19 protein-coding genes and 2 pseudogenes are annotated in these 22,172 nt (G+C 60.7%); 17 read left to right on the plus strand and 4 right to left on the minus strand.

The genetic code is table 11. The annotated features are described in order from the left end of the window. The first annotated feature begins 590 nt into the window (after positions 1-590). From dapF to LGM20_RS11645, 12 genes and pseudogenes are all read left to right on the plus strand, one after another. Entirely contained in the window at positions 591-1,457 is an 867-nt protein-coding gene (dapF, locus tag LGM20_RS11590) for a diaminopimelate epimerase (protein WP_044523493.1), read from the plus strand. A 126-nt stretch (positions 1,458-1,583) separates the two neighbouring features. Further along, positions 1,584-2,135 (plus strand): P-loop NTPase family protein, encoded by a 552-nt coding sequence (locus LGM20_RS11595; RefSeq protein WP_044523492.1) that lies wholly within the window; start codon positions 1,584-1,586, stop codon positions 2,133-2,135. A 91-nt stretch (positions 2,136-2,226) separates the two neighbouring features. Then, positions 2,227-3,234, plus strand: a complete 1,008-nt coding sequence (locus LGM20_RS11600; protein ID WP_023289878.1) for an MsnO8 family LLM class oxidoreductase — start codon at positions 2,227-2,229, stop codon at positions 3,232-3,234. Next, positions 3,224-4,345 (plus strand): M20 peptidase aminoacylase family protein, encoded by a 1,122-nt coding sequence (locus tag LGM20_RS11605; protein ID WP_044523490.1) that lies wholly within the window; start codon positions 3,224-3,226, stop codon positions 4,343-4,345. The genes LGM20_RS11600 and LGM20_RS11605 overlap by 11 nt, the downstream gene beginning before the upstream one ends. Before the next feature lie 24 nt (positions 4,346-4,369). Continuing rightward, a pseudogene (locus tag LGM20_RS11610) lies at positions 4,370-6,633 on the plus strand (NtaA/DmoA family FMN-dependent monooxygenase). Positions 6,634-6,644: 11 nt separating this feature from the next. Next, the gene (locus LGM20_RS11615) at positions 6,645-7,154 is read left to right on the plus strand and encodes a GNAT family N-acetyltransferase (RefSeq protein WP_004202731.1); all 510 of its coding nucleotides are present in this window, start codon (positions 6,645-6,647) and stop codon (positions 7,152-7,154) included. A 9-nt stretch (positions 7,155-7,163) separates the two neighbouring features. Next, on the plus strand, positions 7,164-8,090 hold the full coding sequence (locus LGM20_RS11620; protein WP_044523487.1) for an amino acid ABC transporter permease: 927 nt from the start codon (positions 7,164-7,166) through the stop codon (positions 8,088-8,090). Beyond that, complete coding sequence (locus LGM20_RS11625; protein WP_044523486.1) at positions 8,074-8,853, plus strand: amino acid ABC transporter ATP-binding protein; 780 nt, start codon at positions 8,074-8,076, stop codon at positions 8,851-8,853. The genes LGM20_RS11620 and LGM20_RS11625 overlap by 17 nt, the downstream gene beginning before the upstream one ends. Positions 8,854-8,891: 38 nt before the next feature. Then, positions 8,892-9,743, plus strand: coding sequence for a transporter substrate-binding domain-containing protein (locus tag LGM20_RS11630; protein WP_072198978.1), 852 nt, complete (start codon positions 8,892-8,894; stop codon positions 9,741-9,743). A 77-nt stretch (positions 9,744-9,820) separates the two neighbouring features. Then, positions 9,821-10,438 carry a glutathione S-transferase family protein gene (locus LGM20_RS11635; protein WP_023289870.1) on the plus strand — a complete coding sequence of 206 codons (618 nt, stop codon included), beginning with the start codon at positions 9,821-9,823 and terminating at the stop codon, positions 10,436-10,438. Between the two features lie 70 nt (positions 10,439-10,508). Next, positions 10,509-10,736 carry a tautomerase PptA gene (gene pptA / locus LGM20_RS11640; RefSeq protein ID WP_004891592.1) on the plus strand — a complete coding sequence of 76 codons (228 nt, stop codon included), beginning with the start codon at positions 10,509-10,511 and terminating at the stop codon, positions 10,734-10,736. 144 nt (positions 10,737-10,880) lie between these two features. After that, a pseudogene (locus LGM20_RS11645) lies at positions 10,881-11,057 on the plus strand (NadS family protein); the annotation flags it as partial. A gap of 60 nt (positions 11,058-11,117) precedes the next feature. Here the strand turns inward: LGM20_RS11645 and LGM20_RS11650 are convergent. The 3 genes from LGM20_RS11650 to LGM20_RS11660 are packed head-to-tail and all read right to left on the minus strand — an operon-like array spanning position 11,118 to position 15,746. Next, the gene (locus tag LGM20_RS11650; protein WP_044523483.1) at positions 11,118-12,722 is read right to left on the minus strand and encodes a carbohydrate porin; all 1,605 of its coding nucleotides are present in this window, start codon (positions 12,720-12,722) and stop codon (positions 11,118-11,120) included. Positions 12,723-12,765: 43 nt separating this feature from the next. Next, entirely contained in the window at positions 12,766-14,148 is a 1,383-nt protein-coding gene (locus LGM20_RS11655; RefSeq protein WP_044523481.1) for a glycoside-pentoside-hexuronide (GPH):cation symporter, read from the minus strand. A gap of 26 nt (positions 14,149-14,174) precedes the next feature. Continuing rightward, the gene (locus tag LGM20_RS11660; protein ID WP_044523480.1) at positions 14,175-15,746 is read right to left on the minus strand and encodes an alpha-L-rhamnosidase-related protein; all 1,572 of its coding nucleotides are present in this window, start codon (positions 15,744-15,746) and stop codon (positions 14,175-14,177) included. A 203-nt stretch (positions 15,747-15,949) separates the two neighbouring features. Here LGM20_RS11660 and LGM20_RS11665 point away from each other — a divergent pair, with 203 nt between their 5' ends. Then, positions 15,950-16,774 (plus strand): helix-turn-helix domain-containing protein, encoded by an 825-nt coding sequence (locus LGM20_RS11665; RefSeq protein WP_044523479.1) that lies wholly within the window; start codon positions 15,950-15,952, stop codon positions 16,772-16,774. 145 nt (positions 16,775-16,919) lie between these two features. On the opposite strand, the gene LGM20_RS11670 is transcribed toward LGM20_RS11665, so the two are convergent. Further along, on the minus strand, positions 16,920-17,501 hold the full coding sequence (locus LGM20_RS11670; RefSeq protein WP_044523478.1) for a flavin reductase family protein: 582 nt from the start codon (positions 17,499-17,501) through the stop codon (positions 16,920-16,922). Between the two features lie 214 nt (positions 17,502-17,715). Here LGM20_RS11670 and LGM20_RS11675 point away from each other — a divergent pair, with 214 nt between their 5' ends. The 4 genes from LGM20_RS11675 to nhoA all read left to right on the plus strand — a co-directional run bounded on the left by LGM20_RS11675 (position 17,716) and on the right by nhoA (position 22,024). Next, positions 17,716-18,417, plus strand: a complete 702-nt coding sequence (locus LGM20_RS11675; protein WP_044523476.1) for an ABC transporter ATP-binding protein — start codon at positions 17,716-17,718, stop codon at positions 18,415-18,417. Next, positions 18,414-19,382, plus strand: a complete 969-nt coding sequence (locus tag LGM20_RS11680) for an ABC transporter substrate-binding protein (protein ID WP_044523475.1) — start codon at positions 18,414-18,416, stop codon at positions 19,380-19,382. Before LGM20_RS11675 ends, LGM20_RS11680 begins: the two co-directional genes overlap by 4 nt. A 55-nt stretch (positions 19,383-19,437) precedes the next feature. Next, positions 19,438-21,102 carry an ABC transporter permease gene (locus LGM20_RS11685; RefSeq protein WP_044523474.1) on the plus strand — a complete coding sequence of 555 codons (1,665 nt, stop codon included), beginning with the start codon at positions 19,438-19,440 and terminating at the stop codon, positions 21,100-21,102. A 76-nt stretch (positions 21,103-21,178) separates the two neighbouring features. Then, positions 21,179-22,024, plus strand: a complete 846-nt coding sequence (gene nhoA / locus LGM20_RS11690; protein WP_017900510.1) for an N-hydroxyarylamine O-acetyltransferase — start codon at positions 21,179-21,181, stop codon at positions 22,022-22,024. The last annotated feature ends 148 nt before the right edge of the window (positions 22,025-22,172 follow it).

Below are 22,172 nucleotides of genomic sequence, written 5' to 3' on the forward strand. Positions count from 1 at the left end.
ATGTATCAGTTTCCTGTCAATGCCCATGTTTGCAGCCGGCGTGGAGGACGGCTGGCACATTATGCTGGCTTTCTCATCATTCTGACGTAGGAGATAAGCTCAGACATGGCGCTGAATCCTACACGTAACCTAATAGTTACGCACCTAAAACATTTACCGATAGCATTTGACAGATTTATCAATGAGATCAGCGTCGCAGAGTTTCCCGCAACAGAATGAAAGCGCTGGTATGCTGGCGTCGACTGGGGTAAGCGCGAGGTTGTCAGGGGACGGCGGAGGCGCAGTTCGCTGCTTTTGCATCCGTTGGCCACGGGCGATGGTCACCTGCTCGCCGGGTCGCAGCCCGGCGTTTAACCGGTCATCCACGACCATTTTTTAGCCATTATCATCAGTGGTTTTGATGTTAATATCCGGTTATTCCAGCATAAATGGCTTCCGCGTCGGTCACGGCGCCGCGCAGGCGGAGGAAGCATGATGCCTGCAGGGGAGCAGAATGAACAGAGCGGTTAACCCTTATTGTTTAATTCATTCTGCCGGAGCAGGTATTGTAAGATGGAAAAACATACCCGTAGCGCCAGGCGATCTACACAATGACACCCTTACACTTTCATAAATATCACGGACTGGGTAATGATTACCTGGTATGCCATCGCGCCGTTGCCGACCAGCTGAGCAACGAGCATATTCGAATTCTGTGCCATCGCCACTATGGCGTCGGTTCTGATGGTCTCCTGATCGACAGCGGCGATCGAACCCACCCCACGCTGCGTATTATCAATCCGGACGGCTCCGAGGCGGAGAAAAGCGGGAATGGGCTACGGATCTATGCGCGCTATCTGTTTGATATCGGTCGTGTCGGGCATGAGCCCTTTTTAGTGCACACGGCGGGCGGAGACGTCTATTGCACCGTGGAGCGTGATTTTCATCAGATTAGCGTCGACATGGGGCGGGCGAATTTCAATCCGGCGGCGTTACCCGCCCTGGTGAATTTGCCCGAGGCGGTGAATTATCCCTTGCCGCTGGCGGATGAAACCCTGTCCGTCGTGCTGGTCTCTATGGGCAATCCCCACTGCGTTGTCCTCGTGGATAAGCTCGACCTGGAACAGGTTCATCGCTTAGGGCCGCAAATTGAACATCATCCTTTGTTCCCCAAACGCTGCAATGTGCAGTTCGTGGAGGTTGTCGATCGCCATACGCTGAAGATTGGTATCTGGGAGCGGGGCGCCGGGTTTACGATGGCCTCCGGGAGCAGCAGCTGCGCGGCGGCCAGCGCCATGCGCCGGTTAGGGAAGGTGGACGATCGGGTGGAGGTCAACATGCCAGGCGGCCAGCTGCGCATCACCTTCGGCGCGGATTTTCAGGTCTGTATGCGAGGCCCGGTGCATAAGATCGCCAGCCTGACTCTGGATAAAGACTGCTTTGTCGGCGGCGGCGCTATCTCCACTGGCGCGGGATGACAGGTGGGGCGATCAGCCGGAAATTTTTTGCCTTTTGCTTGCTGTCGTAAGCGGCTGTACATACTGCCTTTTCCCATCCGGGCAAAGGCGACAAACAACGGAAATGGCTACCAGGGAGAAACAGAGATGAACATCAACGTGGTCGGCACCAGCGGCTCAGGCAAATCCACCCTGGCTCGTCGCCTGGCGCACAGGCTGGGGCTGCCGTGCATCGAACTGGATCGCCTGTACTGGCGGCCGAACTGGCAGGGCGCGCCGGATGAGGCGTTTTTCGCCGCCATTGCCGCCGCGACGGCCACCCCGGGCTGGGTATTGGATGGCAACTACAATCGCAGCCGCGGGGTCAAATGGCGCGAGGTGGATCTGGTGATCTGGCTGGATTATGGCCTCTGGCGCACGCTGCGCCAGGCGGTGTGGCGGGCCGCGAGCCGGGCGTGGCGACGTCAGGAGCTGTGGCCGGGCACCGGCAACCGCGAGAGTTTCCGCCGTTCGTTCTGCAGCCGGGAATCCATCATCCTCTGGACGCTGAAAACCTGGCGGCAGAATCGCCGACGCTATCTGGCCGATATGCAGGATCCGCAATATCGTCATATTCGCTTCGTCCGGCTGCGCAGTCCGCGGCAGGCCGAGGCGCTGCTCCGCGAGCTGGAAGCGCAGCGGTCAGGCGGGCATATCTAATTTTCAGCAGTACACATGTGAATTAATTGTTTCTCAATAGTTAGCAGAGATTTTAATAATGCAGGCACGTACTTTCATATGAGCCTGCGAAATGTCTTATCGAATCAGTATCCTGGATAAAAGTCCGCTTGCCGCCGGGGAAACCGCCGCGCAGGCGCTGGCGCGTACATTAACGCTGGCGCAACACGCCGAAGCCTGGGGCTATCACCGCTTCTGGGTCGCCGAACACCACAATACCGATCAGCTGGCGAGCCCCTCGCCGGAGCTGGTTATCGCCTGGCTGCTGGGCCACACCCGGCGGATCCGCCTCGGGTCCGGCGGCGTCATGCTCCAGCACTATAGCCCCTATAAGGTTGCGGAAAACTTCAACCTGCTGGCCGCCCTCGCGCCGGGCCGCATCGATCTCGGGGTCGGCAAGGCGCCTGGCGGCCTGCCGCTCTCCACCCGCGCCCTGCAGCAGGGCCTGCATCAGGAGGAGAAAGGCGCCTTTGCCGACCAGCTGGCGCAGCTGGATAACTGGCTGTCGCTGACTGAGCCCGGAGGGGAAGAGAGCCTGCGCGCCACGCCGATCCCGCCGCGCCGGGCAGACGGTTTTCTGCTCGGCGCCAGCCTGGAGAGTGCTGAACTGGCGGCCCGCCTTGACTGGAATTTTGTCTTTGCCGCCCATCTCAATGGCGACAGCGCGCTGCGCCGTACAGTGCTCAACCGCTGGCGCGAGCTGAGCCCGCGCGAGGCGATTGTCGCCGTGCAGGTGGTGGTCGCCGACGATCCCGCTACCGCCGCCGCGCTGGCGCAGCAGGTGGAGGCGTGGGGCGTTGAGCTGGAGAACGGCCAGCGGGTGACCGTCGGCAGTGAGGCGCAGGCCGTTGCCTTTGCCCGCCAGGCCGGTAGCCGTCCCACCCGTATCGCCCGCCGCGAATCTTCGCTGATATCGGGTACCCCCGAAGAGGTGAAAGCCCGGCTGGACGCGCTGCAGGCGGAAGATCAGCTGGATGAACTCATCATTGATACCCCCATTAGCGACGGGCCTGCGCGCCTGCGCTCCCTGCGCCTGCTGGCGCAGGCTCACTACGGCAAGGCGGTGCTGAATGTCCTTTGAACAACAACTGATTAGCTGGCGGCGCGAGCTGCACCAGAACCCGGAGCTCTCCCTGCAGGAGGTGGCCACCACTGCGCGGATCCGCGACTGGCTGCAAAGCGGCGGGTTGACCCTGCTGCCCTACGATCTGAAAACCGGGCTGGTGGCCGAAGTCGGCAGCGGCGACAAGGTGATAGCCCTGCGGGCGGATATCGACGCGTTGCCCATCGAGGAGGCGACCGGTCTGCCTTACCGCTCGCAGAATCAAGGGGTGATGCATGCCTGCGGGCACGATATTCACACCAGCGTAATGCTGGGAGCGGCGCTGCTGCTGAAGGATCGAGAAGCGGAACTCCCGGGGCGGGTGCGGATCCTGTTCCAGCCGGCGGAAGAAAATTTCGGCGGGGCGAAAACCCTGATCCGCGCCGGGGCGCTGGAGGAGGTGTCGGCGATCTTTGGCATGCACAATGAGCCCGGCCTGCCGGTGGGCGAATTTGCCACCCGCGGCGGCGCGTTCTACGCCAACGTCGACCGCTTCGTCTTCAAAGTGACCGGGAAGGGGGCGCATGCCGCCCGCCCCCACGAAGGCAAGGATGCGATCCTGCTGGCCAGCCAGCTGGTGACGGTGCTGCAGAGCGTGGCCAGCCGGGAAGTGAACACCCTCGACTCGGTGGTGCTCAGCGTGACGCGGATCCAGGGAGGCAATACCTGGAACGTGCTGCCGGAGAGCGTCGAGCTGGAGGGGACGCTGCGCACCCACAGCAGTGAAGTGCAGCAGCGGGTCAAGGCCCGGGTCAGCGAGATTGCGGCCGGTTTCGCCAGCGCCTTTGGCGCGCAGATTGACGTCTTCTGGTATGCCGGCCCGACGGCGCTGATCAATGACGCCCGCTGGGCCGACTTCGCCAGCGAGGTAGCGGCCCAGGCCGGGTACCACACCCACCACGCCGATCTGCATCTCGGCGGTGAAGATTTTGCGGTCTATCTTCAGCATATTCCCGGGGCGTTCGTCAGTATCGGCAGCGCCAGCGAATATGGTCTGCACCATCCGGCATTTAATCCGGACGAACGGCTTATTGCACCCGCAGCGCACTATTTCGCCCGTCTGGCGGAGCAGGCATTACAACACATTTAATGGATGACAGGGGAAGGGGTAGCTATGTCTGAAAATCGACAATTGCGTCTGGGGACGATATTACATGGCGCATCGGGAAATATGTCCGCCTGGCGTCATCCGGCGGCGCAAGCGGACGCCAGTATTAATTTTGATTTTGTTACAGAGACGGCGTTAAAAGCGGAAGCGGGAAAACTGGATTTTATTTTTGTCGCCGACGGTTTATATATTAATGAAAAATCGATTCCCCATTTTTTAAATCGCTTCGAACCTTTAACGGTGCTTTCCGCGCTGGCCGCGGTCACCCGGCGGCTGGGGCTGGTGGGGACCTTATCCACTTCGTACAGCGAGCCGTTTACCACCGCCCGCCAGTTCGCCAGCCTCGACCATTTAAGCCAGGGGCGGGCGGGCTGGAACGTGGTCACTTCGCCGCTGGAAGGATCAGCGAAAAACTTCTCCCGGGCCCAGCATCCGGATCATGCGCTGCGCTATCGCATTGCCGATGAATATCTGCAGGTGGTGAAAGGCTTGTGGGATTCGTGGGAAGAAGATGCCTTTGTGCGCAATAAAGCGACCGGTCAGTTCTTTGACAAAAATAAGCTGCATACGCTCGATCATCACGGCGATTTCTTTAAAGTGGCCGGACCGCTGAATATTGCCCGCACGCCGCAGGGACGACCGATTATTTTCCAGGCTGGCGCGTCGGACGACGGCAAAAAATTAGCCGCACGCCACGCCGATGCCATTTTTACCCATCAGGAATCGCTGGCCGAGGCGCAGGCATTTTATCAGGACGTGAAAAGCCAGCTGGCGGCCTGGCAGCGCACCCCGGATCAGCTGCATATTTTCCAGGGCGTCAGCGTCATTGTCGGCGATGACGCCGAAGACGCGGAGCGCCAGTACCAGACCACCGCGGCGCTGGTCTCCATCGAGGATGCGCTGAACTATCTGGGGCGGTATTTCGAACACCATGATTTTTCGCAGTATCCGCTCGATGAACCGTTCCCGGATATTGGCGACCTCGGGCAAAACAGCTTCCGCAGTACCACCGACGAGATTAAACGTCACGCCCGCGAGCGCGGATTAACCCTGCGCCAGGTGGCCCTGGAGGCAGCGAGCCCGCGTCCGCGCTTTACCGGCACCGCCAGCGATGTCGCCGACGGGCTGCAACTGTGGTTCGAACAGCGCGCGGCGGACGGCTTCATTATTCAGGGCGGCACGCCGGAAACCTTTCCGCGCTTTGTGGATGAGGTGGTGCCTCTGTTACAGGCGCGCGGCCTGTTCCGTCGCGACTATCCGGGCGCCACCCTGCGGGAAAGTCTGGGACTGGCGCTACCCGCTAATCAATTCCAAAAATAAGAAAAGAGAATCACGCTATGCAGAAAACAACACTCTTGCTGGCCGTCGCGTTGGCATTTAGCGCCTCGTCGTGGGCACAGGACGTCAAGATCAATGGCACCGGGGTAAGCCTTGAGGCCAACAAAACGCCCATTCACACAGCGAAAAACCCGCAGGCCATTGCCCTGTTGCCGAAAGATCTGCATCTGGCGGTGCCGGGGAAATTTACCGTCGCGGTGGCGGCCCTGAACTCACCGCCGCTGACGGTCTTCGCCGATGACAACAAAACCCTGCTCGGCAGCGAGGCGGATATCGCCCGGCTGGTGGCGGAGAGTCTCGGGCTGGAGGTGAACGTGGTTCCCACCTCCTGGGAAGACTGGCCGCTAGGGGTCACCTCCGGCAAATATGATGCCGCGATCAGCAATATTACGGTCACCAAAGCGCGGAAAGAGAAGTTCGATTTCGCCACCTACCGCAAAGACTCGCTGGGCTTCTACGTCAAAAGCAGCAGTCCGCTGAGCAAGATTGACAAGGCGGAAGACATCGCCGGGCTGAAGATTATCGTCGGCTCCGGTACCAACCAGGAGGCGATCCTGCTGGCGTGGAACGCGGAGAACGTCAAAAAAGGGCTGAAGCCGTTTACCCCGGTCTACACCAAGGATGATGCCGCCCAGACTCTGGCGCTGCAGACCGGACGAGCCGATGCCTTTTTCGGCCCCAATGTGATTGGCGCGTGGAAGGCGGCGCTGACCGGCAAAACCAAACTGGTGGGCAGCGTTGACGGCGGCTGGCCGAAAGCGGCGCATATCGCGGTGACGCTGAAAAAAGACAGCGGGCTGGTGAATGCCATCCAGGCGGCGCTGAACGGCGCTATCGCCAGCGGGGACTACGCCAACGTGCTTAACCGCTGGGGAGAGGGAGTGGAAAGCATTCCGCAATCGGAGATCAACCCGCCCGGACTGGGCGACTGACAGGAGGCGCGATGAGCGAAGCATTCCGCGATATTTCTCCGGACGCACCGGAGCTGCAGCCGATTATTAGCGGGCTGTTTGCCGAATACGCCGCCCGCTACGGTGACTATTTTTCCCGCGATGCGGAAGTGGAGTTGAGCGAGTGGTATTTGCCGCCGCAGGGGCTGTTTATCGTCCTTGAGCGTGAGGGCGAAATTATCGCCACCGGCGCTTATAAGCCGAAGGATCGCCACACCGCAGAGATCAAACGTATCTGGACGCACCGCCGTCTGCGCCAGCAGGGGCTGGCGGCGAAAGTGGTTCAGGAGCTGGAGCGGCGGGCGGTGCTGGCCGGGTACAGCCATATCTACCTGACCACCGGCTTTCGTCAGCCGGAGGCGGTCAAGCTCTATCTCAGCCAGGGGTATGAGGCGCAGTTCGACCTCGCGCGAGACCCCGAAGAGTACAGTCAGCCGCCCTACGATGGCCGACTGCGGTTCACTAAAGCGCTGGCGGTGAGCGCCTTCAGCCACAGCGCCTGAGGAGGCATGATGCATTCATCTGAAACGATCAAAGTGGTGCCGGCGCGCTATCCGCTGCGGGTAGTCGGGGCCCTGGTGGCCCTGCTGGTGCTGACGGTGGTGATCCAGTCGGTGGCCTTTAACCCGCGCTGGGAGTGGGGCGTCTTCGCCCGCTGGTTCTTCGACCCGGTGATCCTCGAAGGGCTGGGGCAAACCCTGCTTCTGACCCTGCTCGGCACGGTGCTGAGCGTGATCTTCGGCGGCCTGCTGGCGCTGGCCCGCTTGTCCTCATCGTGGCTGCTCAGCAGCCTCGCCTGGGGCTATATCTGGCTGTTTCGCTCGCTGCCGCTGATTGTCGTACTGATCATTCTCTACAACTTCTCCTATCTCTACGACACCCTGTCGCTGGGGATCCCGTTTACCGACGTCACCTGGGCCAGCTACCAGACGATAAACGTGCTGGGGCAATTCTCCACGGCGGTGGTGGGCCTGACCCTGGTGCAGAGCGCCTATACCGCGGAGATTATTCGCGGCGGCTTCCTCGGCGTTGACCACGGGCAGTATGAAGCCGCCGCCGCGCTGGGGCTACCCGCCTGGCGACGCACGCTGCGCATTATTCTGCCGCAGGCGCTGCGCACCATCCTGCCATCCGGCTTCAATGAGATCATCAGTCTGGCGAAAGGAACGGCGATGGTGTACGTCCTGGCGATGCCGGAGCTGTTCTACACCATCCAGATGATCTACAACCGTACCCAGGAGGTGATCCCGCTGTTGATGGTCGGCGCCGCCTGGTATCTGGTGATCACCAGCGTCCTCTCCGCCATTCAGTACCTGGTGGAACGTGGCCTGGCGCGCAGTGAGCGCCGCTCGGCGGTGAACAGCGCCCGCGGCAGCCGTCTGAATCAACCCGCACGTCAACCGCAGCCCCAGGAGGCCGTCCATGCCCAGCTCTCGTAATGGCCATATCTCTATCACCGGGGTCAGCAAATACTATGGCCGCCACAAGGCGCTGGACGATGTGTCGCTGGAGATACCTCCGGGCACGGTGACGGTGATCCTCGGCCCTTCCGGTTCGGGCAAGTCCACGCTGCTGCGCACCATTAATCACCTTGAGCGCGTCGATGAGGGGTTTATTCAGATTGATGGCGACTATATTGGCTATCGCCGCAAAGGCGACAAGCTGTATGAGATGAAAGAGAAGGAGATCCTCCGCCAGCGGATCAACGTCGGCTACGTGTTCCAGAACTTTAACCTGTTTCCACACCTGACGGTGCTGGAGAACCTGATAGAGGCGCCGATCGCCCACAGGCAGGTCACGCGCAAAGAAGCCATTGCCCGTGCCTGGGAGCTGCTGGACGTCGTCGGACTGCGCAATAAAGCCGACGCCTGGTCGCGGCATCTCTCCGGCGGCCAGCAGCAGCGTATCGCCATAGCCCGGGCGCTGGCGCTGGACCCGCGGGTTATCCTGTTTGATGAGCCCACCTCGGCGCTGGATCCGGAGCTGGTGGGCGAGGTGCTGGATGTGATCAAGAAGCTGGCGCGCTCTGGCACCACGCTGGTGGTGGTCACCCACGAGGTTGGCTTTGCCCGCGAGGTGGCCGACCAGGTGGTGTTTATGGTCGACGGCAGGATCGTCGAGCAGGGCAGCAGCGACGCGGTGCTCAACCATCCGCAGCATCCGCGTACCCGGCAGTTTTTATCCAGGGTGCTGCCGTCATGAACAGAGCGATAGCGACCCTTGTATTCAGCGCCCTGGCGCTGGACGCCCACGCGGCGCTGGATCTGCGCGCCAATGAGCAGCCATTGCCGGTCACCCGCGACCCGCAGGCGATAGCGAAAATTCCGCCGGGCTACCGCTTCGTGGAGCCGGGAACGCTGACGGTGGCGATCTCGGCGCTCAATTCGCCGCCGCTGGCGCTGCTGGCCAGCGACAACCGCACGCGGATCGGCAGCGACCCGGATATAGCCCGCCTGCTGGCCGGGAGCCTTGGCCTGAAGCTCAGGCTGGTGCCCACCGCGTGGGAGGACTGGCCGCTGGGCATCGCCGCCGGCCGCTATGACGTGGCGCTGATTAATATTGCGGTAACCGAGAAGCGCAAAGAGAAGTTCGATTTCGCCACCTATCGGGTGGACTCTCTGGCCTTCTCGGTGAAATCCACCAGCGACATCGCCGCGGTGCATGGACCTGCGGACCTTGCCGGGCGCAAAGTGATCGTTGGGTCCGGCACCAATCAGGAGCGGATCCTGCTGGGCTGGAATGAGGACAACCGGGCCGCCGGGCGGCCGCCGGCCCAGCCGGTCTACCTGACCGATGATGCCTCCGGCAACCTCTATATCCAGTCCGGGCGGGCGGATATTTTTTTCGGTCCGCAGTCGGTGGCCGCCTATAAAGCGGCCCTTAACGGCCAGACCCGGGTGGTAGGCCTGGGGCCGAAAAAAGCGTGGGTGGCGACGACCACTAAAAAAGGCAACGGTCTGGTCTTTGCCCTGCAGGCCGCCCTCGACGGGGCGATCGCCCGCGGTGAATATCAACAGGTGCTGGCGCGCTGGGGAGAGCAGGGCGAAGCGGTGGCGCAGTCGGTGGTCAACCCGCCGGGGATCACCTACTAACCGCCAGGGCCAGGGTATGCCGGGTGGGTGAGCGGCAATTTTCTGCCTACACTTAGGCTTTACCCTGGAGGCAGACCATGATTACCGTATATGGCGTGCCGGGATGGGGCTCGACGATTAGCGAGCTGATGCTCTCCCTGGCCGATATTCCCTACGAGGTGGTTGACGTCGAGGGCTTTGACCAGCCCGGCCCGGCGCGCGAGCGCCTGCGGCAGATTAACCCGCTGTGCCAGGTGCCCACCCTCAGGCTGGCCGACGGCAGCATCATGACCGAAACCGCCGCCATCGCGCTGATGATCCTCGACCAGCGCCCCGATCTGGCCCCCGCGCCGGGGACGCCGCAGCGTCAGCAGTTTCAGCGTCTGCTGATCTGGCTGGTGGCGAATGTCTATCCCACCTTTACCTATGCCGACTACCCGGAACGCTGGGCGCCCGCCGCGGCGGAGCAGCTGGTGGAAAATTGTCGCCAGTACCGGAACAACCTCTATCTCTGGTTCGAACAGCAGCTGGTCGCCGGGCCCTGGGCGCTGGGCGCGTCGGTTACCCTCCTGGACTGCTATATCGCGGCGATGTATAGCTGGGGGCCCAGGCAGGCGTGGTTTAACGCCCATACGCCCAAATTTGCCGCCGTCGCCCTGGCGGTCTATCAGCGACCGGAGCTGGCCGCGGCGCTACGACGTAACAAGCTGATTTAACGCACGCGATGCCAACCGCAACCGCCATTCTGTGGTAGCGTTATGGCCTTCACCACAAGGAGTCTTTGCTATGCCGCATGTTGATATTAAATGCTTTCCCCGTGAACTGACTGACGAACAAAAAACCGCGCTGGCCGCCGATATTACCGAGGTGCTGATCCGCCATCTGAACAGTAAAGAGGGCGCGGTCAGCGTCGCGCTCACTCAGGTTGAGCCGGACGCGTGGCAGGCGGTGTGGGACAGCGAGATCGCCCCGCAGATGGCGCAATTGATTAAGAAGCCGGGTTATAGCATGTAACCCGGCGCCCCGGAGGCGATGCTGCGCATCTGTCCAACGGACAAGGTGCTTTGCGCCGCCTCCGGCAGGGGCTTCTCCGGCTACGCACTGAGAGAAACATCATGTTCATCTATCCTAAGCGCCAGAGAGCCAACTGAGGTGTATATGAAAGACGAATTGTTTGCCGATCTGCTGGCGAGTGCAGAAGAAATGGTCAGGATCGAGAAAGGTCAACAAATGCCGAAGGAGCAGCACGTTCATACCTTCAGCGAAATTGACGTGAAAGCGATACGTGAAGCTACAGGTTTAAAACAGCAGGACTTTGCAGCGGCCGTTGGCGTTAAGTAACAGCGTGTATATAAATCAACCCGTCCAGGCGTTTGCCCCGGACGGGTTACTTTATTAAAACCAAATCTCCGTCTGCACGCCAAAGTTCCAGTTTCCTCCGGCGGTAAAGCCTTTACTGCCGAAATCATCGTTGATCGCATAGCGATCCAGGTCTTTATCCCAGTTCATCCACGTGACAAAGAAGCGGATCTCCGGCCTCGCTTTGATATCAAACACATCGCCCACTTTGAACGTCGGGGCGAAGGTCAGCTTGTAAAAATCGCCGCTCACCGCCTGGTATTGATGCACGTTGTCATTATAGCGATAGGTTCGGCCGTTGGGATTCAGGTCCATATACTGCCATGAGGCCTCATACAGCAGGGCGAAGTTGCGGGTGATCTCCTGGGAAACCCGCAGGTTAAAGGTTGCCCAATCGTAGCGGTCGCCATCGCGGTAGCGATCTTCGCTATGCTGGGCGATAACCGATGGAGCAAGCTGCCAGTTTTTCCCCAACGGCAAAATGCCGTAGGACGCAAAACGCAGGGACTTAGCGTTCTCGGTAAGATCGCCATCGCTGCCGGGCTGGCGCGCCTCGGCGCCCAGCCCGCCGCCGTACTGCAGGGCGCTCTCCGATACGCCCGGCGCGAGGCCATAGAATTGCTGTTTGTCGTGATACGCCAGCATCGCGTAGTAGCCGTTTTTGGCCGTATTATCGCTGCGCAGAGCGTAACTGCCGGTGGTCGAGGTATTATCTTTCAGATCATCATTGCCCTGGGCGGTCATCGCCGTGGTCATCAGCTGCCAGTTGTTCCAGAAGTGGTTGGCGGTGAACATCAGGTTCTGTATATCGTTATCCTGGTAGTTATCGCTACCCAGATCGCCGAAGTTACGCGCATAGACCGAGTAATCGCCGCGCAGCGTATCCCCCCACTTCACGTCATTGATCCCGCCGCCGGTACCGCCGAGGAACATAATATCGCTATCGGTAAAGTGGATATCGAAATTATCGCGGTCGAAACGCTTGCCCGCCCAGATGGACGCGCTCCTGAACGGCCCGGAAAAATCGGCGAAATTGCCCATCTCGACGTACAGCTGACGCACGTTCAGGTGGTGGCTGTCGTTATCCTGTACCCATGGATCCGGGTTGGTTGCCCCGTCGGCAAGCATGGTTTTAAAGTGCGCCCATGACCCGTCGCTGAAGGTCATTTTTTTGCCGAAGCTGAGCTCCACGTAGTTATCTTTCTCGTTGCCGAGACGGCCAACGTGGGCATCGCCGTTGAGCGAACTGGCCGGGGAGATTCCCGGCCCGCCGCGCGCGCCTTTACCATGACTGTCAACCAGCATCCCGGAGCGCGCGTAGGCGTTGAACTCGAAGCCATCGCTGAGGCTGCTTTTCGCCAGCTGTTTGTCGGCAGCCTGCTGCTTTTGCTCGGTCGCTGCGGTGCGCTGACTGAGGGTCTGCACCTGCTTTTCCGCTGCCGCCGCGCGTTGTTCCGCGGCGCTGGTGCGCTGCTCCGCCTGCTGCGCCCGACGTTTGGCCTCTCCGGCCTCCTGCTCCGCATGATTAAGCCGGGCCTCCAGCTGCGCCAGCCGTTGTTCGACGGTGAGCGGGGCCGCACTCGCGTCGTAAGCCGAAAAAAGGGCGCAGCAAACCGCTGCGCTAATCAAAGAGATACGCATATCAATCCTTATTTTTTTCAGAGGTATTAGGGGGTGCTGCGCCTTACAGGGCGTGGTTTTCTCCAGCAACGGGCGATGGGTTCGACGGCGCACGGCGTCCAGCGTCAAGGTCGGCGCGGATCTGCTCGTACTGGTCGTCGAGTCGGTAGAAGCGACCCATCCACAGCATTGAGGCGACAATCAGCAGCGCCGGGATATAGAGGTAGCAGGCTTTTATCGCCAGCATCGCGCCGTCGCTTTGCGTCTGATTAGCGATATAACCGCCGGATGAGAGCAGGACCCCGGTAATGGCTCCCGCGCCCGCCATCGCCACCTTGCCAAGAAAGCCGTTGATGGAGGTTAAAATGCCGGCGGTATTGATGCCGGTTTTCCAGACTCCGTAATCCACCGGATCGGCTTGCATAGAGAAGTAAATTGCCGTGCGCTGTCCGGCGCCAAGCGAGAGTACGACCGCTCCGGCAACCAGACCCCAGCTGTTAACGCCTGCCGCCATCATCATGACCATGCCGACCAGGTTGATCGCGCTGGCGACCAGATAGACGTGGCGCTTTTTCATCCGGCTGGCGAGCAGCGGAACGGTGAGGGTACCCAGCAGAGGAACGAAGGTGGAGATCCCGGCGACGATCGCCGTGAGATCGTTATTACCGACGTAATAATGGAAGAAGTAGACCAGCGCCCCGGTCTGGAAGAAAAACGCGCCCCACATCAGGAAAATATTGATGGCGAAGACGAACCATGGTTGGTTGGCGCGCAGGCTGACCCAGGCGCGTTTTAAGGTCATGCGCTCCTGAGTAATGCTGATATTTTCCTTAACGTTCCGGAAGCTCACCAGCAGAAAAAAGGTGGCAATCACGCCGAAAACCACCGCCGTATAGAAGAAGCCGTGCTCCTGATTGCCTTTCCCCAGCGCGCCAACCAGCGGCAGCGTGGCGACCGCGACAATAGTCGCGCCGAGCGAGCCGAGCAGAATACGTACCGCCGACAGCGTCGTGCGCTCCCGCGAGTCGTTCGTCAGAAACGGCAGCATGGCGCAGAATGGAATATTAACGAGGGTATAGAGAAACGACAGGCACAGATAGGTGACAAAAGCGTAGATCAGCTTACCGGTGGTGCCGAAATCAGGCACGTAGAAGGCCAGAATACACAGCAGTCCGAAGGGGATCGCGCCAATCAGCAGATACGGACGGCAGCGCCCCCAGCGGGTGGCGGTATTGTCGATAACCAGCCCCATTAGCACGTCGGCAACGCCGTCCACCAGGCGCGTCACGAGGAACATCAGGCCTACGTAATAAGCGGGCAGGCCCATCACGTCGGTGTAAAAGAACATCAGATAAAGAGAGATCATCTGCCACACAAGGTTGCAGGAGAGGTCGGCGATGCCATAGCCAAGGCGCTGCCGCCAAAGGGTAAAGGTTGTTTCTGCCATAAAAGTAAACTCGCTTATCGTTGTTGTTAAAGTCCGTACTGGCGAATAAACCAGGCCGGGGTGCAGCTCCACGCATGGCAATAACTGTTTATCAGCTTGCTGCCATAAGGGGAAAAATCAGGATGCGCCGGGTCGAAGATTTCCCAGAAGGTATCGGCGCCGTAGTCGACCATTGCTCCCCAGTAGGCTTTGATCTGCGCAATAGCGTCGTCGCGCAGCCCGCACTGCAGAAGAGCGGCAATATAGTGGTGACGCAGGTATGGCGTGTTCATGGCGATCGCGGGGGGATTTTGCTCCAGATTATGCATGATCTCCCGGCGCTGCTGAGGAGTACCGACTTCCGCCAGTACCAGCCAGATTTGCGATGCCCATGAGACCTGCCGCTGCTCGCCGCTGATGTAGAAGCCTTGCTGCTCGTCCCATAAGACATCGAGGGCCGCAGCTTTAAGCTGCTGTAAACGCTGGCGATAGCGGACGGCCAGCTCAGGTTCGAAACGCTCCGCCAGCCAGACGGCGCGCTGCAGGCAGTAAATCAGCACGCCCTGCGCTGCAGCCTGTTTATTCAGCGATGCCTGCCAGTCGATAAACACCCACCAGTCGTCGCTATCGCGCACAACCCCGGAGGCGTCGCAGCGTTTCAGCGCCAGTTCAATCTGACGACGGGCCGTGGGCCACAGCTCGCGGGCCGTAGCAATATCCTCCGCGCTTTGCAGATAGTTGTAGAGAACGTCAACAAAAAACAGAGAATAATCAAAAAGAAAGGTATCATCAGCAATGACATCCGGCTGCACGAACACGTTGGCCGATACCATACCGTCCTCACGAGTATGCCCGGCGAAAAGGTACAGGCAGCGGCGTACTAAATCGTGACGGGCGAAGGTCACATCGTTCACCAGCGCCTGCAAACGTAAATCGCCGAGCCACAGGCGGCGGTCGCGTTTGGGACCATCCTCAAACACCTCCTGCATGCAGTTTTGCAGAGTCAGAACGGCAACGCTGTCGATGGCCTTGAGCTGCGGGTCGGCGGTTGTCGCTGCCGGGCATGCGCCGCTGGCGGAGGTAACGGCATTCACCTCAATCTGGTTGAACTGCAGACGAAACTTGCGCGACACGGCTTTGACCTCCACCTTCAGATAGCGGAAGCAGTAGCGGCGCGGCAGATCAACGTCGGCCGGCAGGACATCAAGCCACAGATCCTGCTGCTGCAGCCAGCTGCTGCTTAGCCAACCCTGGTAATCGCTGAACGGCTCACACACTTCGCTCAGCGTTTCGCCGAAGGTGAACTGCAGATGGGCCGGAGCGTCCGGCGGGCTCCCGACGCTCTGACAGAGAAAATGCAGGTAGCCAACAAAGTGGCTGCCAAAATCAATAATGACGCTATCGCCGCTGCTCAGCTCGCGCTGATAAAACGCGGCCAGGGAACTTACCGGCTCAGCGCGCCAGCCAAACAGCGCCGTGGCGTCGGCGTGGGCTTCCACCACGGCGATCGGCGGGTACGCCTGCCGGCTTAGCGCGGGCCGGAGCGTCTCGGCGGTGCGTAGAAAATCCGGGTGGCGGGTCATCGAGACCTGAGAATTATGCTGAATTGCCTGTGACATACTGCGTCCTCTGTATTTATTTGTCCGCAGCATAAGATGCCGGCCACGGGGGCAACCACTCTGGCAATGCCAATGCATTTGCCAAATTGGCACTGATAATGAGATGGGCGAGTTGCCGATCACAATTCCAAACATCTTGCTCGTGGCGGTCGGGAAAATGCATTATCTTGCCTCTGCGCCGTAAGCCGTTTTGGACTTTACAGATGATGATGTTGACCGTTGAGTATTATTTCACCCATCCGCAGGATAAGCTGGGCATGTATGCCAGCGATCCGGAAGATAATAGCCATGAACATAGTCATGAATTTGCTGAGCTGGTGATCGTTGAGGAAGGGCACGGTTTACACGTTATTAATGGCAGGCCACTATATATTCAACAGGGCGACGTTTTTTACGTTCAGCCTGGCGACGTTCATTATTATGATGAGCTGGGGACGCTTAAGTTAATTAATGTGCTGATTAATCCGTTGGTAGGCTTTCATTATTTACAGCCTCTCGATACCTTATTACAGACTTTCTCTGCGCAGAATGCGTCCTGCTACGGTTGGCTGGCGCCGGACACCCGCCATATCTGCAAGGAACTGGTGGATAAGATATTTTCTGCCGAGCTGCGGCAGGAGCAAAATATTGCTCTGCGCGAAGCCGCGTTTTTCCAGCTGGTGACGACGATTCTGCATGCCGAAACCGAAGCCGAATATAGCACCACTAAATATAAGCTGCATAAATTGCTGACCTGGCTACAGGAGCACTGTTTTGAAGAGCATAACTGGCAGCAGCTGGCGGAGAAATTCCATCTGACCACGCGTACCGCTTTTCGCCATATTAAAGAGGCGACGGGATTGACGCCGGATAATTATTTAAAGCGTCTGCGATTAGTTTCGGCGCGCGTAAAATTACGCGAGACCGATATGACGATTACCGAAGTGGCCTATCTATGCGGCTTTGCCAACAGTAATCACTTTACCACTTTATATAAAAAGGTTTTTGGCCTGACGCCCAGCGAAGACCGGCGGCGTTTGCAGCGCTAGTTCTCTCCCCGGAGGCGATGCTGCGCATCTGTCCGGGCTACGCGTTCACAGCGGTCTGCGGCCCGGTAGCCCGGGCAAGGCGCTGCGCGCCGCCCCCGGGAGAGACGCGCAGGGTGGTGAAGGATTGCCCCGGAGGCGAGGAGAGCTACTCTTCCGGAGTATTGGCCCGCACGTGGCGGCCGCTGGCGACAAAATTGCCGGTCCCCAGATGATGCAGGGTATTGAGCTTATCGTCATCGAACTGCCAGCGTCCGGTAACAAACGCGCGCTCATCGGCGGCGGCGGAAACCACTTCGCCAAACAGCGTATCGTACTGCTCCTGGGCCGCCGTCGCCGGCAGCAGGCGGCACTCCATCCATGCCAGACACTTCTCCTCGATCAGCGGCAGTCCCAGTTCCGGGCCGCTCACCACCGGAATTCCGTAAGCATTGAATTTGTCTTCATCGCGGCCGCTGACGCTGCCGACCGCGTAGGTCCAGCTGGCGGCGGCCACGCCGGGAATCACGATGCCGAAGGTGCCGTTGCGCTCGATGATTTCCCGCGTCCAGGTGCTTTTATCCACCACGATAGCCACCCGCGGCGGGGCGAATTCCACCGGCATCGACCAGGCGGCGGCCATGACGTTGCGCCGGTCGGACGCAGCGTCGTAGCTGGTGATCAAAATGGTCGGGCCGTGGTTGAGCAGGCGGCTGGCATACTGCAGTTCCACGTGGCGAAAGCGGCTCATAGGCGTTCCTTGAGTAATGGGTCGGTTGGCAGGTAACACGTTAAGCCGCAATGAAAATGTAATCAATACGTCATCTCGTCTGACTATAGTCGCCAGCACAAAGTCCCAAAGAGGATCACAATATGTTGGCTCCCCTGATGTTATCCCAGGTGAGCGCGCCCCGTCGGATGTCGACCGCCGGGCAAGGGTTGCTTTCCCGCAAGGGAGGGCGACAATGCGCGCGCTGACCCCTATCACTCTGCAGGCGGTCTCATTCGCCTTCGCAGAGACCCCCATTCTCGATGGCTTCTCGCTGCATATCGAACCCGGCAGCATTGTGGCGCTGCTGGGCCCGTCCGGCTGCGGCAAAAGCACCTTGCTGCGCCTGCTGGCCGGGCTGAGCGTGCCGGCCAGCGGTGAAATCCGCTTTGGCGATCGGCTGGTCGCCCGCGCAGGATGGGGATTGCCCCCGGAACAGCGCGATATCGGCATGGTTTTCCAGGATTACGCCCTCTGGCCGCATATGAGCGTGGCGCAGAACGTCGCCTTTCCGCTGCGCATGCGCGGCGTTGCCCGCGCCGAACGCGAGCGCCGGGTGAGCGAGGCGCTGGCGCGGGTGGGCCTCGACGGCTTTGCGGAACGTAAACCTTCAGGCCTTTCCGGCGGCCAGCAGCAGCGGGTGGCGCTGGCGCGGGCGATCGTCGCCGCGCCGCGGGTGCTGCTGTTTGATGAGCCGCTCTCCAACCTGGACAGCGAACTGCGCGAATCGCTGTGTGGCGAAATGAGCCGCCTGCTGCGACAGCTCGGCACCACCGCCGTGTATGTCACCCACGACCGCCGTGAAGCCGACCTGTTAGCCGACCGGATCGTCCACTTATCCGCGGGCCGCGTGGCCGCTGTCCGCGCCGTTACGCCAACCTCAGAGGAAGTTGCATGAACACCGTTATGACCGTTAAGAAAGGAGTGGTACTCGCGATGGCTCTCTCCGCCATGATGCTCTCCAGCGCCCATGCGCTGACCGTTTACACCGCCGGCCCCGGCTCGCTGGCGAAAAGCCTGGCCAGTGGTTTTGAACAACAGACCGGGGTGAAGGTGACCGTTTTTCAGGCCACCACCGGCAAAGTGATGGCCCGTCTGGAGGCCGAGCAGGCCAACCCGCAGGCGGATGTGCTGATCTCCGCTTCATGGGATACCGCGGAGGATCTGCACAACCGGGGCTGGTTGCTGCCTTTTCACAGCGCCAACGCCGACAAGGTACCGGCTAATCTGAAATCGGCGGACTATATCGCCCAGGGAGTCTCGGCGCTTGGCATCGTCTGGAACAGTAAAAGCGGCACTCCGGAGCCGAAAGAGTGGCGCGACCTCACCCAGCCGGCGTTTAAAGACAAGGTGACCACGCCCGACCCGTCGCTCTCCGGCGCGTCGCTGGATCTGTTGATTGGCCTGCAAAACAGCATGGGCGACCAGGCCTGGCAGCTGTTTGACGATCTGAAAAAGAACGGCATGGTGGTCAGCGGCCCCAACGCCCAGGCAGTGACGCCGGTGATGCAGGGGGCGAAAGCGGCGGTGTTCGGCGCGGTGGATTATGTCTCCTACGGCAATATTCAGCAGGGCGAGTCGCTGAAGGTGATTTTCCCGGCCAGCGGGACGGTGATCGCCCCGCGCCCGATGATGATCCTCAAAACCAGCCAGCATGCCGACGAGGCCAAAGCCTTTATCGATTACGTGCTGTCGCCGGAAGGTCAGGCGCGGGTCGCCGACGCCTGGCTGATGCCCGCTCGCCGCGATGTGGCCGCCAAACGCCCGCTGCTGGACGCGCTGAAGGTCTTGCCCACCAGCGGCGAGGGGAGTAGCGAGCGTAGCGCCGTCCTCAGCCGCTTCAGTCAGCTGTATGCCCACTAATTGACACGGTTCTCCGGCGCTGGCCGCCGGAGAACGCTTCGTTTCAGGAACCGCTGTGAAACAAAAATTCCTTTCCGGCGTGACGCTTGCCGCCCTGACGCTGCTGGTCGCGTTACCGCTGTTGTTTATTCTGCTGCAGGCGATTTTTCCCCATTTTAGCGCCGGTTCGCTCCATGACGCCTTTGGCGGCGTCGCGCCGCTGCTGGCCGACCCCCAGCTGCCGTCGATGCTCGGCGGTACGCTGTGGATTGCCGGCGGCGTGGCGCTGGCCAGCGTGATGATCGGCCTGCCGCTCGGTATTCTGCGCGGTATGTTTTCGTTGCCGCTGCCCCGGCTGTGGGACCTGCTGTTTTTGATCCCCTTTCTGACGCCGCCCTATATCTCGGCGCTCTCGTGGATGCTGGCTCTGCAAAGCCACGGCTATCTGCAGCAGCTGACCGGCTGGCAGCTAAACGATCTGCTGTTCAGCCGCAGCGGGATCGTGCTGGTGATGACCTTTAACATTTTTCCGGTGGTTTACTTTGCCGTCTCCCGCAGCCTGCTGGCGAGCGGGCAACGGCTGGCGATGGTCGCCCGTGTCCATGGCGCCAGCGCCTGGCGCGCCTTCTGGCACGTGACGCTGCCGATGCTCTCCCCGGCGCTGGCGGCGGGGATGCTGCTGGCGTTTACTCTCGCCATCGAGGAGTTTGGCGTCCCGGCGGCGCTGGGCAGTCGGGCGGGAGTAGTGATGCTGACGGTGGGCATTGAGAAAAAGCTGGCCGACTGGCCGGTGGATCTCACCGGCGCTGCGCTGCTGTCGCTGCTGTCGCTGCTGCTGATGGCGGTGGCGTTGTTCGCCTGGTGGCTGCAAACGCGGCTGGTGGGGGAGAAGGAGGTCACCAGCGTCACCGCTAAACCGGGAGAAAACCGCGGAGCGTCGCTGGGCTGGATGACGCTGCCCGCGCTGCTGGTGATGGCGGCCGTCGGCGGCCTGGCGGTCGGGGTCCCCGCCGTCTCGATGATGCTCACCAGCCTGATGGGCACCCTCTCGGGCGGGGTGAGCCTGGAGAATGTCACGCTGCGTCACTTCGCGGCGCTGTTCGACCAGCAGGGCGATGCCCTGTCGGCCCTCGGCGTCAGCCTGTCGCTGGCGTTAGGTTCGGCGCTGATCGTCGGCGCGCTGGGGCTGCTGGCCGCCTGGCTGGTAATGGTGCAGAAGATCAAAGGGCGCGGGGTGGTGGATGCGCTGTCGCTAATGCCGGCGGCGCTGCCCGGCGTGGTGGTGGGGGTGGGATTGATCCTGCTGTGGAATCAGCCCTTCTGGCCGCGCTCGCCCTACAACACGCTGTGGATGCTGCTGCTCTCCTATTGCTGCCTGCTGCTGCCCTGGCCGGTGCGCTATGTCGGCAGCGCGCTGCGCCAGCTGGGCCCGAACCTTGAGCCCGCCGCCCGGGTGCACGGCGCGTCGCCGCTGCGGGCGCTGCGGTTGATTGTCCTGCCGCTGGTCTTTCCGGCGCTGCTGGCGGCGATGCTGATGGTGTTCGCGGTGGCGTCCCGGGAGCTGGTGACCTCGCTGCTGCTGTCGCCCGCCGGCACGCAGACCGTGGCGGTGTTTATCTGGCGCCAGTTTGAACAGGGATCCGTTGGTCAGGGCATGGCGATGGCCAGCCTGACGCTGTTGACCGGTCTGGTCCTGATGCTGACGGCGCTGGCGCTGATGCAGCGCAGCACGCGCGGTTAACGGCAAGCGCACAAAAAAGAGGGGCGGCCCGGAAAAATAGGCTATAAATGTCGGACACCTACAGCTGGAGACCCTGATGAGTCCCTTTTTACGCGCCTATTTTTCCCGTCTGGGCTGGACGGGCGAGCCTGATGTTTCCATTGATACCTTGCGCCAACTACATCTGCAGCATAACAGCGCCATCCCCTTTGAAAACCTCGACGTCCTGCTGCCGCGCGAGATCCATCTTGACGACCTGGCGCTGGAAGAGAAGCTGATCGCCGGCCGCCGCGGGGGGTATTGTTTTGAACAAAATGGCCTGCTGGAGCGCGCGCTGCGCGAAATAGGCTTTAACGTTCGCAGCCTGCTTGGCCGGGTGGTGCTGGCCAATCCGCCGCAGATGCCGCCGCGCACTCACCGTTTATTGCTGGTGGAAGTGGCGGGCGAGCGCTGGGTAGCCGACGTTGGCTTCGGCGGCCAGACGCTGACCGCGCCGATCAAGCTGCTGGCCGATATCCCGCAGCAGACGCCGCACGGCAGCTATCGTCTGGTGCATGAAGGGGATGAGTGGACGCTGCAGTTCAACCATCACGAACACTGGCAGTCGATGTACCATTTCGATTTAGGCCGCCAGTATGCGTCTGATTATGTGATGGGTAATTTCTGGTCGGCGCACTGGCCGCAGTCCCACTTCCGTCACCACCTGCTGATGTGCCGTCATCTGCCTGACGGCGGCAAAATGACCCTCACCAATTTCCACTTTACCCACTGGGAGAATAACCACGTGGTGGAGAAGGTCGATTTTGCCGATGTCTCCGCGCTGTACGAAGGGCTGCAGACCCGCTTCGGCCTCGGCGTGGACGATCCTAAACATGGCTTCAGCGAAGCGGCGCTGGCGGCGGTGATGGCGGCGTTCGATACCCATCCGGAAGCCGGGAAGTAAATCTCCTCATGCCCGGCGGCGCTGCGCTTGCGCGGGCCTACGGGGGATGAGCCTGTGAGAGGGCCCTGCAGGCCGGGCAAGGCGACAGCCGCCACCCGGCGAAATTACAGGTACCGTGCCTGATATCTTGCCCGGCGGCGCTGCGCTT

This window comes from Klebsiella quasipneumoniae subsp. quasipneumoniae, from assembly GCF_020525925.1.
Lineage (GTDB): Bacteria > Pseudomonadota > Gammaproteobacteria > Enterobacterales > Enterobacteriaceae > Klebsiella > Klebsiella quasipneumoniae.